General features: G+C 54.6%; 14 protein-coding genes. 4 read left to right on the top strand and 10 right to left on the bottom strand.

What is annotated here, in order from left to right:
- Positions 1–9: 9 nt before the first annotated feature.
- From ACY1JZ_RS20190 to ACY1JZ_RS20165, 6 genes are all read right to left on the bottom strand, one after another.
- Positions 10–654: a TetR/AcrR family transcriptional regulator gene (locus ACY1JZ_RS20190; protein WP_270167176.1), complete on the bottom strand. Its 645-nt coding sequence runs from the start codon at positions 652–654 to the stop codon at positions 10–12.
- Between the two features lie 218 nt (positions 655–872).
- A complete protein-coding gene (locus tag ACY1JZ_RS20185; RefSeq protein WP_462630711.1) occupies positions 873–2,051 on the bottom strand; it encodes a hypothetical protein in 1,179 nt (392 codons plus the stop codon).
- Positions 2,048–2,569, bottom strand: coding sequence for an RNA polymerase sigma factor (locus ACY1JZ_RS20180; RefSeq protein ID WP_462630710.1), 522 nt, complete (start codon positions 2,567–2,569; stop codon positions 2,048–2,050). Before ACY1JZ_RS20180 ends, ACY1JZ_RS20185 begins: the two co-directional genes overlap by 4 nt.
- Positions 2,570–2,964: 395 nt before the next feature.
- On the bottom strand, positions 2,965–3,843 hold the full coding sequence (locus ACY1JZ_RS20175) for a DUF4085 family protein (RefSeq protein ID WP_462630709.1): 879 nt from the start codon (positions 3,841–3,843) through the stop codon (positions 2,965–2,967).
- Positions 3,844–4,284: 441 nt separating this feature from the next.
- Positions 4,285–5,265 (bottom strand): hypothetical protein, encoded by a 981-nt coding sequence (locus tag ACY1JZ_RS20170; protein ID WP_462630708.1) that lies wholly within the window; start codon positions 5,263–5,265, stop codon positions 4,285–4,287.
- Between the two features lie 179 nt (positions 5,266–5,444).
- Positions 5,445–6,167, bottom strand: coding sequence for a DsbA family oxidoreductase (locus tag ACY1JZ_RS20165; protein ID WP_462630707.1), 723 nt, complete (start codon positions 6,165–6,167; stop codon positions 5,445–5,447).
- A 427-nt stretch (positions 6,168–6,594) separates the two neighbouring features.
- Here ACY1JZ_RS20165 and ACY1JZ_RS20160 point away from each other — a divergent pair, with 427 nt between their 5' ends.
- From ACY1JZ_RS20160 to ACY1JZ_RS20145, 4 genes are all read left to right on the top strand, one after another.
- A complete protein-coding gene (locus ACY1JZ_RS20160) occupies positions 6,595–7,059 on the top strand; it encodes an OsmC family protein (RefSeq protein WP_270167197.1) in 465 nt (154 codons plus the stop codon).
- 166 nt (positions 7,060–7,225) lie between these two features.
- Complete coding sequence (locus tag ACY1JZ_RS20155) at positions 7,226–8,965, top strand: helix-turn-helix domain-containing protein (protein WP_462630706.1); 1,740 nt, start codon at positions 7,226–7,228, stop codon at positions 8,963–8,965.
- Positions 8,966–9,098: 133 nt separating this feature from the next.
- On the top strand, positions 9,099–10,154 hold the full coding sequence (locus ACY1JZ_RS20150; RefSeq protein WP_462630705.1) for an ABC transporter substrate-binding protein: 1,056 nt from the start codon (positions 9,099–9,101) through the stop codon (positions 10,152–10,154).
- Positions 10,155–10,169: 15 nt separating this feature from the next.
- On the top strand, positions 10,170–10,736 hold the full coding sequence (locus ACY1JZ_RS20145; protein WP_462630704.1) for a nitroreductase family protein: 567 nt from the start codon (positions 10,170–10,172) through the stop codon (positions 10,734–10,736).
- Between the two features lie 186 nt (positions 10,737–10,922).
- Here the strand turns inward: ACY1JZ_RS20145 and ACY1JZ_RS20140 are convergent, their stop codons facing one another.
- The 4 genes from ACY1JZ_RS20140 to ACY1JZ_RS20125 form a co-directional block, all read right to left on the bottom strand.
- The gene (locus ACY1JZ_RS20140; RefSeq protein ID WP_462630703.1) at positions 10,923–12,497 is read right to left on the bottom strand and encodes an MFS transporter; all 1,575 of its coding nucleotides are present in this window, start codon (positions 12,495–12,497) and stop codon (positions 10,923–10,925) included.
- A 32-nt stretch (positions 12,498–12,529) separates the two neighbouring features.
- A complete protein-coding gene (locus tag ACY1JZ_RS20135; RefSeq protein WP_462630702.1) occupies positions 12,530–13,720 on the bottom strand; it encodes a TetR/AcrR family transcriptional regulator in 1,191 nt (396 codons plus the stop codon).
- A 79-nt stretch (positions 13,721–13,799) separates the two neighbouring features.
- The gene (locus ACY1JZ_RS20130) at positions 13,800–14,312 is read right to left on the bottom strand and encodes an NADPH-dependent FMN reductase (RefSeq protein WP_462630701.1); all 513 of its coding nucleotides are present in this window, start codon (positions 14,310–14,312) and stop codon (positions 13,800–13,802) included.
- A 3-nt stretch (positions 14,313–14,315) separates the two neighbouring features.
- Entirely contained in the window at positions 14,316–14,810 is a 495-nt protein-coding gene (locus ACY1JZ_RS20125) for a flavin reductase family protein (RefSeq protein ID WP_462630700.1), read from the bottom strand.
- Between the last annotated feature and the right edge of the window lie 12 nt (positions 14,811–14,822).

Here is a 14,822-nt window from a genome sequence, read left to right as displayed (position 1 = left end):
CTTCCTCCCTTAATCATGGTGTAGCCCTCGTAAGTTTTTGACGATAGTTGAAAAGACCTCATCACTTAGCACATTTACTCCACTTTTTTGTAGCACATATTGAGCGGCTTTTAATTTCTCAAAAAACAATTCAATTGTATTTGGAAATAGGGCCTCAATGAACCAGGTGCCTGTTAATAAAATAATGAGCTCTGCCATCTGTTCGGGTTGCGGTACGGTGATCGAGCCGTCCTCATTGCCTGCCTTCAGATACTTGATTAGAATTGGGGTCATCACTTGGCACATTTGAGTGTTATAGATCGAAGCAAAGGTCGGGTCCCTGACTAAGGACAACGAAATGGCTGTCGATTTCGAAATATTCTCATTAAACATCGTTTCCAGTAATATTGTCTGAATCTTGTCCAAGCCACTCCAATCATCTCGTTCATCAATAGCATCGAATACATCCTGTTCGGGTATAAACCTTTGTGCGATTCCTACAATAATCTGATATTTCGATTCGAAATGATGGTAAATCGCCCCCCGAGTAAGCCCATCCAATCCAGCAACAATATCACTAATAGAAGTATGCTCATACCCTTTCTCAATAAATAACACCGAAGCCGTATCCAGTATTAAGTTTCTGACTTCCTTCGCTGTATATTTCTTTTTCAAGTTGTCCTCCTGAAAACATTCAATCGGTATGTTTTTTGTAAGTATAAAATAGATAGGCATAAATATCAATCGTTTTTCATGAGAAAATGTTGGAATATGGAGTGGTAGCTGGTTCTGATTAGCAGATGTAGCCTCTAATAGTAAAGCGTGCCCGGTTCGGGCACGCTTTATTTACCTGCTTGACGGTGGTTGCTGCCAGGCGAAGCCCGACCGTTAAGCTACTGCGGAGCATAAGCGGGGTCGAGTACAATGTGACGGGCGGTGATTGTGCCCTGGTCATCCCGGTGAAATAGAACGACGATATATCGATGACCATCGCCGCTCATTGGGAAATTATTGGTGGAAAATCCTGTCTGCCCCTCTTCAAATACCGTTTCAAGCGGTACTGTGGAGCGTATCCCATCATACTCAAACGTTATATTCCCGGATTCATCGTAATCAACCTCTTGAACCGAGCCCTCCACGGTCTCCCCGATCGAATCGCCATTGCGAATCGCCTCGCGAATCTTGGCGACCGAGGCAGCGTACTTGTCGATGTCGCCTGTCGGTTCCGTGCCTGAGGTTTCCTTGTTCCGCTCCGATTGAGGATTAAGCAAATCTTCGAGGTAATTCTGGGCTTGCTTCGGATCAGCCTTGGAGGCATCCAGAGGAAGATCGAACAGCAATGAGGCTCCAGCGTAGTCGGCTCTGGCATGGACCTCCCCTGTGGCCGCATCATATTCAAAGGCCGCGGTGCTGTAAAAGGGCGATCCGCTGCTGATGGCCAGATAAATCCCCCGGTCTGCAAAAATTTCCACCTGATCGCAAGCGATCAGCCTGTACATAATACCGTCGATCACGATATCATGGTAACCACCGTTCATGGAGGCAATATTGACACGCCATGGCTCTTGTCCTTTAATCAGCGGAGATATAAAGAACGGGTCCTGTCCATATTCGGGATCGCTCGTGTCGGGCATGGGCACGCCATCCTGGCGGCTAATGGAGACAACGGCGTAAGTTCGGCTCGGATACAGCTCTTCTGAAGAGTGAGGGAGCCCGCTCAGACTCGCCCCGCTCACCAGACCATGGAGTGTAAACACATACTCCCCGGAAGAGGCCGTCTGATTCATGGGTACAGCTTCCTTGCTTTGGAAGGCTTCGGCCAATAATGTATCGCCTATATGCGTAGCGATCTGATCGGGACGTAGAAATTGCACCGCCGCATAAGCTGAGATAGACAGCGTGAGCAGCAAAGCGGCGACGAACAGCCCGACCGTATATTTTTTGCGAAGGATGCTCTTCCCTCGGCTATCATCTTGCATGTGTCTGGTAACCTGCTGATTTAATGGTTCTCCGGGCTCTGGCGCGGATGACAGTGCATGATGCAGCAGTCGCTCCAGATCATCGTCTTTCATAGAGAGTGCACCTCCAATGCTTTTCTTAAGGTTTGACGTGCCTTGTGCAGCCTGCTTTTGATCGTTCCTTCAGGAAGTTTCAAGGCCGCTGCGATCTCCTCGATCGTCATGCCTGCGGTGTAGTGCATGTAGAGCGGCAGCCTGTGCTTATCGTTGAGCTGATGTGCCGCATGCTGTATCAGGGTCTGTCGCTCTATCGCCAATACGGCATCCTCTGGTGTGCAAGCCGTTCCGCTCGGATCAGACAGCTCCATTGCGTCCAGCTTGGCAGTCGGAGCAAGTCTCAGCCTGCGCGCGAGCTTGCGGCGAATATTCCGATGCACTTGTATGGCAATCGTCACCAGGAAGGCTCTTGGGTTGCGAGCCGTGTCAATTCGGGAACGCATCTCTACAGCTCTCAGGAACGTTTCCTGATAGAGGTCGTCTGCATCCGCCCTGTTCCCTTCGAGTCTGTAGCAGAAGGCATAGATAGATGTTCCGTGCTGCTTCACCAGCTCGGTCAACTCCTCGGTATTCAATTCGCAGCTCCTTTCTGAATGGCCATTCACCTATATATTGTCGTCAGAGCGGGATGGGTTCACTAGATAGATAAGGATATAAGGATTTATAAGTGGAGCGGCTCATACCTGACTTCTATATTTACGGCTACACGAAGCTTAGCACGTCAGGGAAGTCGGCAGCCATTTACGCTTGTGGTGGATGAGAATGCTCGGATGAAAGAGGGCTGAAATGATAGGGCTGTGAGGCTGGAAGTGGCAGGGGCTCGGAGAGGAAAAGCGTCCAGGGCCCGGCACCATGAATGGCGTGGCCCTGTTTCGTGGAGGATAGAATAGGAAATCTAATGTCTCAACGCAAAGCGATGTTATGCAATGCAATGTAGTGTATTAGTCGTATAGGGTCGTGCGGCCCGCGCTTATACCTGCTCCGCAACAAGCTCTCTGCAACGGACAGTCAGCTCAGTCATACCCTTGCCGCCGCTTAGCAGCACATGCAGCTCATAGCCTTCTTCATGGCGGTACAGCTCCTCATAGAGCCAGCAGCTGTTCTCGATTTCTCCCGTCTGATGAATAATCTTGGCTGCGACAAGTGTCAGGCGATTCAGATTCGTGAAGCCCCCATCCGTGTTCAGGCGAATAACAAGCTCCGGATCTGCACCGCCTGTTGCCTGCATCGAGACCACCCGGCAATCGTGGAATCGGCATCCGTTGCGAATCTCCTGGGGAATCGGCTCGGCATCCTGCGCCAGTGCGTACTCGCCCAGGATGCGATGCACCTCATGCTTATTCTTCTTGCTTTGCGCAGCCGCCCGGCGCTTGACCTCCTTGGTGCAGTAGCCGAGCGCATAGACACGCAGATCGGCAATCTCCGCACGCAGCTCGGGCGGAAGTGTGCGCTGCGCTACCGTGACATGAAGAGCATGGATGCTGCGGAATTCTTGGCGGCTATGCTCCTCGTCGAACGGTGGACGGGCATCGAACGCTGCAATTAACTGCTCGATATGAGCCTTTTGTTCAGGCGGCATCTCATAGACCATCGTATCCTCCTGAGCGGGAGCCTCTTCGCTCAGGAACGCATCCAGCCGCACCATAGTCGCTCCGTCCTGCTCCAGCATAAAGCGGGGATCGGTATCATAGAGCTCACGCCGAATTGTAATATGTTCTTTTTCTTTCCGCTTATAGAGACGGGCATACAGCCCCTCGTCAAGCCGATCCGCACCGCGATGAACCCTCAAGCGAGTATGCAGATCGATCTTCTGGCATAGGTCATACCATTCTGCTGTCAAATACCTCATGGGCGATATCTCCTTTACTCTACCTACTGAATACTATCAGTTCCATCTAAATTAAAGCAGATATGAATATATTTTTCCAGTGTAGGTTTATAAAATGGAGTCTGCGACCGGCTCTCCCATCCGTCTGCGGCTGACGATGACTAGTGCGGCAGCCCCGACGGATAAGAACGTACATACGTCGAACATGACAGGGTAGGAGCTGGGCTGACGACAGGCCCATAGCCAGGCTGCCCAGAGAGAAGCCAAGATCATAAGATGAAGGTGCCCATTAGCACATGATGATGGATGAGAGAAGGCTGTCCAGAACGTCCATTGGCATGAATAGCACGCCAAAAAAATACACCTCAGGAATGCGGATAAAACCGGCATGTTGAGGTGTGCTTCTTCTTTCATTGTCGGGTTCGATTCACATTCTTGAGAGACGGAGGGATGCGTGAAAATTCATCTGTTGATCCAATTGGCAACCTGGCGGGCCACAGTGGGGTGATTGAGATAGCCGAACAGATTATGCGGGTTGCACCGCCCCCGCTGATCCCGCCATAGATTGTAGATCGGAGATTCATCGATTACCTCCCGTACCAGTCCTCGGTCAAGCATCGGACGAAAATCATCGGCGATCGTCTGGTCGTGAGCAATATAGTCATCTACCGCATTGATGTTGACCCATTGTTCCACATTGGTGGGATACCTTCCGTCCTCCGGTTCATTGGAGTCATACAGACCCTTCATTACAGACGGCTCCCCCAGAGGATTGCCGATGGTCAGCCATACCTTCAGCTTCTGGTTCCATAGCTGCTTATATTCACTCATTCGCGAGAATTTCCATAGCACATCATAGGACACCATGCAGCCCATGCTGTGCGAGATCAGCATGACATCCTCGCTGCCGCCCAGCGCCTTGCCTAGAGGGGCCTGCAGCCGTTCACGAATCTCGGAGCCAACCCTCCGGCTGTCCAGATACGCCCCAAGATCAGGCAACAGCTTGCGAATCGCCCGATAGCTCATATCGAACAGAGAGAGGAAGGGGCTGATCGCTCCGGCCAGCTCATCGCGGAAGGTGATCCATGGCTGGTGGCGCACTAGCTCGCTGTAGGCCTTTTGGTTCAGCTCCGCCGTAGGACGCGCGATCAGCCGCTCCAGATCCTCATGGTAATAACATGCTCTTACATACCATTTGCCCTTCTGCTTGAACCAGTAATCCTCCTGCGACATCCCCACCTGCTTCTCCAGCAACAGCCGATTGTTAATGTCGCCGTAATAGACAAAGGAGAGCTTCACCGCTTCCTCCTCCAGCAGGTGTGCGGCACGCTCGTCGACTCGGCGCAGGCCTGCTGTCAACGACAAGCGGACGAATCTCTCCATCTCCTCACAGACGGGCTTCTTGTCGCGCCCATGGATGATAATCAGATGCTTGCTGCCCATGGTGTGTTAGCCTCCTCTACAGGATATGAAATTACATCATGTAGCATCCCATAATATGGAGGCAACTATTCACAGGAAGAGGAATGCCGCTACCCACCTGAGTTGTTCAGGTGTAGCTGCGCGCAGGCTGCAGCCTCCTCAAGCTACCGTAAGAGGTCGATGAGCGGGGCAGACAGAGTCTACTCTATGGAGCAGGAGCCATCCTGACAATTCGCCGCATCATCCTTCGTGCCGGGCTGCTCGCTGCCTAGCACTTGCAATGGACGCGAAGATTCACTCCATGCTTTCTGCACCGCCTGAAGGAACGTATCTGTCGACTGTGCCCCGGATACTGCGTATTTGCGATCGATGACGAAGAAGGGAACACTCGTGATGCCGAGCTGCCGTGCTTCATCCTCATCTGTGCGTACCTGGGTGGCGAAGTCATCACCCTCCAGCATCTTGGCCGTGGCCTGGCGGTCTAGACCGATCCGCTCCGCAAGGTCAAGCAAGGTATCGTGATCCCCCAGATGCTGCGAATCGGTGAAATAGGCGCGGAACAACTCCTCCGCAATCTTGTCCATCTTCCCTTGCTGCGCGGCATACTGTGTCAGTCTGTGCGCATCGAAGGTATTCGTCAGCTTCATGGTGTCAAATTGGAAGGTAAGTCCTGTATCCTCAGCTTGACGCGCGAGGTTGCGATTCATCTGAATGGCCTGCTCCCGGCTCATGCCGTACTTGGCGGACAGCATATCATGAACATCATGGTCAACCTCCCGTGGAGCCTGAGGGTCCAGCTCGAAGCTCTTGTAGACGACCTCAATATCCTGACGGTGTTCGAACTGTTCCAGAGCAGTACCTAACCGCTCCTTCCCGATGTAGCAGAAGGGACATGCATAGTCGGACCATACCTCTATTTTCATATTGAACTTCCCCTTTCGTTGTGTAGTATTCCAATACTTAACAAATCCTACTCCGCAGGTTGGATGACTACTGCCAGGTGCCTTGCGTGTCACCGTGGGGGGCTGTGGGCGGCTGGGGCAAGCACACAGCTAGTATTCAATCGACGTTAGCCGCGGGGCTTGAATGTACTCATATATGAACTGTAACTATTATAGTTACAAATAACCTTTCATGTCAAGTACCGTCTTTCAGTAAGACGCATGCCGGTTTGCCGTGTGGGAAGCAGGAGGAGGGAGCTAGAAGGGCGAGCTCAGACCTCGGAACTTGTCATTGACAGGATGGATGTACCAATTCTATAATATATATAAAACCTACTATACTAATAAGAATTGTTTGAAATTGCTGGTAGCAAAGGCATTTTATTATAGATACAGAGGAGCGATTGTAATGTCGACTGTGCGTACATTTAAAGCGACGGCTGAACTGCAAGACGGAGTGAAAGTACTGACCAAGGCTAGACAATTTGAGCTCGTCATTGACGAACCGCCAGCACTGGGCGGAACCGATACGGGGATGAATCCTGTAGAAGCATTGCTGGCCTCACTGGGGGCCTGCCAATCGATCGTGGCGAGAGTGTACGCGCCCAAGTTTAATGTGAAGCTGGACGGATTCCGCGTCGAGGTTGAGGGAGATCTGGATCTGGATGGGTTCTTCGATCGTGCGCCTGTGCGTCCAGGGTACTCGGATATTCGCTATACGTTCTACGTTCAGACCGATTCACCGAAGGAGGATGTGGAGGCATTCGTTCGCTTCCTGGAGAGCAAGTGCCCGGTCGGTGACACGATTGCAAACCCTGTCAATGCGAAGCTGGATCGCATCGTTATTGAAGATTCTTCGTCGGCACAGTCATAATTGAATGCGTCTATACACTACCGCAACATCTGCAGACCGCAGTTGCTGCGGTTTTTTTGATAGAGCCATCTACTTCGCGGCCAACAGTTTCGTTGAACCGTTCCGAGTGGTAAGGTAATAGTATCATTAACAGCCGTCTAATCGCGGCTTGAGGAGTGGAACTACAATGACGAAGCGACACCATGCGCCCATCCTATCTTCTATCTTCTATGCGTTGCTGGACATCCGTCCTCTAGGCGGCCCAGATGACGGCAGGCGTAACCGCCCCCACCACGCACTGCTCTATATACAGGGCGGAAGCGGTGAGCTGAAGCCGGAAGGGGAAGCTCCCATCCTGCTGAATCGCGGCAGATGTATCGTGCTGGCGCCCGGTACGCGCTACCAGCTTTGGAGCGATCAGAGGCAGAAGCTGCAAGGTGTGGAGCTGCTGTTCGACGGGATACGGCTGACGAATGCGGCTCAAGCGCATGGTGTTCGTCATGAGTCCGCCCTGTTCCCCTATACAGGAGAGATCGCCTATGACGAGAGTGGCTCCATCGGCGCAAGAATAGACCGCTTGCTCGAGCTGCATGTTGAGACGGATGAACGCGTGCAGTTGCAGTGCCAGCGGGAATTTCTTGAGCTGCTGGACGAGATGTGGGACGATGCGGCCCAGCGCTGCAAGCCGCGGATCGATGACCGCGAGGGGGCGATTCAGCGGACGATGGCTTACATGGAGCAGGCATATGACCAGGAGATTACAAGGGAGCTGCTGGCAGGAATCGCCGGCATGAGCCCCGGTTATTATTCCTCCGTGTTTCGCAAGGAGATGGGGCGCAGTCCGATGGATATGCTGGCGGAGATTCGGATGGAGCATGCCAAGCGGCTGCTGCTTACGTCGGACTATCCGTTGCGCCAGATTGCACAGGCGGTGGGCTATAGCAGCGAGTTTTATTTTAGCAGCCGCTTCAAGCAGGTGACCGGCCTCTCCCCCTCTTCCTATGTCCAGCGCAACCGCGGCCGCAAGCTGGCCAGCTCGGAGGCGTATACGACCCATTTGCGTGCTGCGCCTCCCACTGCTGATCGTGAGGCGAGTCGTCCACAGCGAATTGTCGGGCTGTTTCTGGAGGATCATCTAACGGTACTGGGCGTGAAGCCGCTCATGCAGTATTCATGGTCAGACTACTACCAGAGATATCTCAGTCCTTATCTGGAGGGGGTCGAGAAGCTGGATATGGGTCGACCTGACTTCGAGCAGCTTCGGCGCGCCCGGCCGGATGTGATCTTGCTTGGCTTTGCTTCCTTTGCAGGGGATGGGCGATATGACCGCTTCGCGGAGATTGCGCCGACCTATGTCTTTCAACAGGCGATGGGCGATTGGCGCGAGACGCTGCACAGTTTAGGGAGCCTGATTGGACGGGAAGCAGAGGCGAGGCAGGCGGTGGCTCGCTATGAGGTTAAGGTGCAGGAAGCGCGCGAACTGCTGTCGCGGAAGATCGGCCGCGAGACGGTGGCCGTGCTGCGCCTTCATTTCAAGGATGGATTGTGCCTGTACGGCGGCTCTGGCGGATATACCGCGCCCGTGCTGTATGAGGATCTGGGGCTAGCGATGCCGCAGATGCTATGCGATTGGCGGACTCAGGACATGCCCGGTGTGATGCCGGTCAAGCTGGAGACCGTATCCGCGCTGAACGCGGATCATCTGTTTCTAATCGTAGATGAAGGGCAGGAGGAACAAGCCGCGCAGCTCATGCGCGACCCAAGCTGGAGCAGCCTGTCTGCTGTGGGCAGCGGTCGCGTCTATGTGGAGACAACGGATGTCTGGATGACATTCGGGATCATTGCTCATGAGAGCAAGATTGAGCATGTGCTGAATGCACTGCTAGGTGTAGATCGGGGAGATGAAGCGGCGGACATTCTGGAGTAGGCGCCATATACTGCAAGCGCATCTGACAATTTTATAAAGATTTTCGGCTAATTCCGTATGGTTGCAGTCCAAGAGGCGTGTTACAATCATTTTCGTGATAATGAGAATCTTTATCAAACAAGGGGATGCAGCAATGAAAGTAATGCGTATCGTTCGGATGTTCAGCATGATAGCGGCACTGGGTGTGATGTTGGCCGCTTGCGGAGAATCGGCAGTGACGGAGCAGCCTTCAGGCACAAGTCAGAATGCCGCAGAGAATACAGGTGCCAAGCAGAATGGCGGCGATCAGTCTGATGGGGTACAGAAGGAGCAGGAGGCGGGTCAGCCGGCGGGAGAGAGCGGGTGGCCGCGTACATTTGAGCATGAATTTGGCAGTATGACCTTGCCTGAGGAGCCTAAGCGCATCATCGGCCTGTATTTGGAGGACTATCTCGTCGCTCTGGGCATTAAGCCCGTTACTCAGACGGTCATCGGATCGTTCTCGCTGCAGTATCTGCAGCCGCATATTGGCGATCTGCCCACGCTCGACTCGAGCGCTGTGAGCTTCGAGGCGGCGCTGACCGCTCAGCCTGATCTGATATTGCTGGCTTTTCCAGGCTATGCGAGCGAGGGCAAGTACGACAAGTATGACAAGATTGCCCCAACCTATGTGTTGCCCGCCGATGCGCCGGATAACTGGCGGGAGACGCTGCGCACGGTTGGCAAGCTGACTGGCAAGGAGGACGAGGCGGAGAAGGTGTTGGCTGACTATGAGGCCAAAATCCAGGATGCGAAGGTGAAGCTGGCAGCCGAGCTTGGGGATGAGACGGTCGCCTTGATCCGTGTTCGCAGCAATAAGGAGCTGCGGTTGTATGGTGGCCCCGGCGGTTATGTGGGCAATGTGCTGTATACTGACCTGGGTCTCAATCCGCCGAGCATTGTGAAGCAGCTCGCTTGGGGCGATGAGAGCATGAAGGTTGTCTCCACAGAGATTCTCCCGGATCTGGATGCCGATCGTCTGTTCATCACATATGATGAGGGCGGCAAGGAGCTGGCACAGGAAATTATGGACAGCAGCTTCTGGAAGGCGCTGCCTGCGGTTCAGAGCGGGAAGGTCTACGAGGTAAGTATGGATCACTGGATGACGTTCGGGCCGATCGCCTATAACCAGAAGGTGGACGATGTGCTGAAGGCGTTAGTAACGGAGTAGAGGGGGAGAATGGACATGGAAAGCTACGCAGCGATTGAGAAGACGATTCGCGAGCGCCGCACGGTCAATCAGTTCTCCAGCAAGCCAGTGCCAACCGAGCTGGTGCTGGAGCTGCTGGATGCGGCGGTCTGGGCACCGTTCCACTCGCGGAAGGAGCCATGGCGGTTCATTCTGTTTGCAGGGGAGGGCCGCAGGCAGTTCTCAGATGCGGTGCTGTCGACTTACCCGGATGATAAGCGGGAGCAACTGGGCGATAAGGTGGCGCATATCTATTGCAACGAGGTGCCTGTGCATCTGGTGGTCTTGATTGATGAGGAGCCGCGGTGGAAGGAATGGGAGGAGGCGCTGTGTGCCGCCAGCGCTCTGATCCAGAACTTGCAGCTATTGGCCTGGGAACGGGACATCGGGGTAGTATGGAAGACGAATGACTATAACTGGAATCCGCGATACCGCGAGGGCATCGGCGTCAAGCCAGGGCAGAAGGTGGTGGGTACGCTGCACATGGGGTACTTCGACCACGAGAAGGTGCGTCGCGCCAGACCACGAACACCGGTGAGCGAGCTGCTCACCTTGGTGGAGTAGGGCGGCATTAGCATAGGAGCAGGGAAGTTGTCCAGATGGCTTCGTCCAGGATCAAGGATCAGAAGCTGTCTATAAGGTGAAGCAGGGAGCCGTGAGGCTCCCTTGCTGCGTATGTGGCTTTGCTTAGGAATAGTTAAAGCATTGGCTATCGTATGGTCGGCTGACTGACGAAGCTGCTCGTTGCTGTTAACGGAGCGGTACCGCTTCCGCCTGCTGCGATGGAGCGGCCTCCGATTTAGCCACAGGCGCATGAGGCGCTTGCCGTGCGGCTCCGGCCCAGAAGGCCGCGAGGAAGCCTAGCGCCGCAGCCCCGACGAGGAACCAGAAGCCGTATTGCACCGCGTCACCGAGCAACTGGCGCAGCAGTGCAAGCTGATTGGCCGGGAGGTCGGTGCTGGAGCTTAGCAGGGCTAACGGGTCTGTGACAGTGCCCGGTGCTGTGGCAAGACCTGTCAGCTCGGAGCGATGCTCCGCCAATAGCCTCGACAGATGTGAATAAACCAATACCGTGAGGACTGCCGTCCCGAGCACTCCGCCGATCGAACGAAAGAAGCTGACGGAGGAGGTGGCAGCACCGCGCACGGATTCGTCAACGCCCATGCTGACGGCCGTCTGTCCAACCATCATCATCATGCCGATGCCCAGTCCAATCAGCACCATGACAAGACAGAGGACGATGAAGCTGACGTTGATCGGCAGGAAGATGAGCAGCACGATGCCGGAGCCAGAGAGCAGCATGGCGGTGCTGATCGTGAATCTCCATGTGGTACGCGAGATGAGCGCGCCACATAAGGTTGCGCCCAGCATCACGCACAGCATGAGCGGTGTCAGCGCTCCGCCTGTTCCCGCTACACCGCCGCCCAGGCCGCCCTGTACAAACAGCGGGATATAGACGAGCGAGCCATACATAATGATCCCTTGCATGAAGGTCGCCATATAGGTGCTGGCGATGACACGGTCACGGAACAGAGGCATCGGAATGATCGGCTCCTTCTCCCTCAGTTGCTGTAGGACGAACCATGCACCCAGCCCGATGCCTGCTGCCAGCAGTCCGATGATCTCGACCGAGCTCCAGGCGAACTGGACGCCGCCCAGCTTCAATGCCAGCAGCAGCGACAGGGTGCCTGTAATCAGCAGCGCCGGGCTGAGATAGCCGATCGAGGCGCCTCGATGCGATGGCGATGGATCATGCGGCAGTAGCCGAAGGAAGATCACGAGAATCAGCAAGCCGAACGGCAGGTTGATGAAGAAGATATAGCGCCAGTCCAAAAGCGAGGTGATGAGCGCGCCGATCGCTGGGCCGATGACCGAGGACAAGGCGAAGATGCTCATATACAGCGTCTGGTAGATGCTGTTGCCGGTTCTTGGCATCAGACTGAAGACCACGGTATAGGTAATCGGCATCAGGAAGCCAGCCCCGATTCCCTTGATCCCCCGGAAAATAATGAGCTGCAGCATCGTATCCGCCATGCCGCACAGGACGGAGCCAATGACGAAGATCGTCAGCCCCAGTATAAGAAACAACTTGCGGCCATATAGATCCGACAGCTTGCCCGCAATCGGGGTGATCGCCGTTGAAGTCAGCATATATATGGTGAACACCCAGGACATCTGGGCAAAGCCTTCTAATTGCGTCGCAATCGTCGGCAGCGCGGTCGACACGATCGTCTGGTCTAGCTGGGTTAACAGGATGCTCAGCAGCAGCCCTGCAAACAGCCAATTGTACTGCGTGCTGCTCCATCCCTTGAACTTCGTCTCCATACCATCACCTGCTCCATGTACACAAGGTTCTCTTAAATACCGGTCATTTTCGCGCAGCGGTTGAGATAGCCGTGCACGGTATGCGCCGCAATTCGCGAGATGGCAAAGCCTCCAAAACGGTTAATCGTCTCCTCCAGCAACTGTTGTACCGCATCCGATGCTGGCCCCCGGCGTTTCGTCCAGATCGCCACGAAGCGGTCGGCAACAATAGAGGAGTTGGCCTCCAGCTCCTGCAGCAGCTTCACAGTAGAGGCGGATAGCTCGCCATATGTACTGGAGGTGACGAGGAAGAGCAGGTCCTTGCCGCGAGGCGTCTCCTGCCTCCATGCCTCTACACTCCGGCACAGCCGCACCGTGCAGCCCTGCCAGCTCTGTATCATCTCCAGTATGCCCGACACATCCTCATCCTGTGGCGGATTCTCCATCTTGTCGTCTGCATTCGTGTCGCTGCAGGCTTGCCGCCCGGCCGCTCTCTCCGAGGAGGACTCTCGAATGTTCGTGGTTCCCGTCCCGAGTGCCGACTCATCATAGAACAGATGAATGACACGCGGCTCTACAGAGGAGGTGGCGAGTGGCTCGGCTGTTTTGAGACTGTGCGCCAGCAAGCCGTGCTGTGCCAGTGCGACCATCTGGTCGGCAATCTCGTCTTGCAGTCGTTCGATGGAGCCGGAGTGCCCGGTAATCATGGCGAGCGCCTCTTCGTCGCGGTAGTAGAACTGGTTCATCATCCCCCATAGGCAGAAGAGCACAACCTGCTCATTGACATGCGGATTGATAATGCCCGCTTGCTTCCATTCGGTGAACATGCGGCTTTTGTCGAGGAAATCCTGAAACCATTTTGCCGAGGCATACTGATCGAACAGCTTGCTGCCCTCCAGTGCTTCCTTGTGAAAAATTTTGTATAAGTTCGGAATTTTACATTTAATCTCAAAATGCGACTTCACATACTGTCTCAGCACTTGCTCGGGGTGGACATTCTCCCAGGACTGCTGCTCAAGATAGCTCTCCCACTGGCGAAACAATCGTTCCAGCACAGCCTGATACAGCTTCTCCTTCGTGTCGAAGTAGTAGTGCACCATCGCCTGATTCACCCCGGCCTTAGCCGCTATATCGCTGATACGCGTCGCCGAATAACTGCTGCTGGCGAACAGTTCCTCTGCGCCATTGAGTATTCGTTCCTGTACATTTGTTTTGTGCTCGTCCGTCTTCATGATTGGAGCCATGATCGAATCCACCTTTCTGCATGGGGCAAATATTCGGGTTAGCCTCTTGCCGCCGCCACGAATATTTCTCCGCCGCAGCTTACAGCAGAGCCTTCATGACAGCTTCTTGGGCTGTTGCCCATTCGGAGAGAACGTCCTGGCGCTGATCCAACTGCGAGTCCAGTACGTATAGCCCCCGCGCTGGGCAGAGCGCGCCCAGCTCCGACAGGAGCGGCCGCAGATGCAGCTCAACCGCCAGTTGATGCTGATAGCCTGCCCCGACCATAATCGGGAAGGCCAGCTTGCCCGCCAGGGCATTCATCGGCAGCACATCGAGGAAAAGCTTGAGTAGCCCGGTGTACGTTGCCTTGTAGGTCGGACTGGCGATGACCAGGCATGAGGATGACTCGATACGAGCGAGCAGTGTGCTTATGATGCTCTGATCCCATGTAGCCAGTGCGACGGCGTAGTCGGCCAGGTCGATCACCTCATGCTCAATCTCCTCCGATGTTTGTTTCTCTAGTATAGCATGAAGCTGTGAAGCCGCTTCCTCTGCGATCGTCCGGGTTTTGGATCTGGCCTTTGGATTGCCTATAATCGTCGTCATTAACATCGGTTACACTCCTGCGGGTTCCAGCTTGGCATAGCTGCCCTGGTAGAATAGAAGCGGCTCCGTCTGTGACGCCGCTTCTGATGGATGAATGCGGATGCCGCGCCCGAGCAGAATCAGATGATCTCCGCCCTCCAGCACATCGCTGATCTCACATTCAATGCTAGTCAGGCAGCCCTGGAGTACAGGCAGGTCAAGCTCGCCGCGCTCGTAGGCGATGCCCTGGAACTTCTCACTGCCGCCCTTCCTGGCGAAGCTACCGGATAGAGCCTGCTGTGAGGCCCCGAGCACATTGACACAATATTTGCCCGCTGCAATCAGCTTTGGCAGCGTGGAGCTGCCGCGATCGACGCAGATCAGCGCCATCGGCGGCTCCAGCGAGAGGGAAGTAAACGCATTGGCTGTCATGCCAAGCGGCTGCCCGTCCTCATCTATCGTCGTAATAATGGTTACCCCTGTTGCGAATTGTCCCATCGTGGATCTCCATGTCCTTGCATCCATTCCAGACGCCTC

This window comes from Paenibacillus sp. J5 (assembly GCF_054955055.1).
Note: the sequence above shows the minus strand (reverse complement) of the source record. Positions and strands in the feature narration are given on the sequence as shown.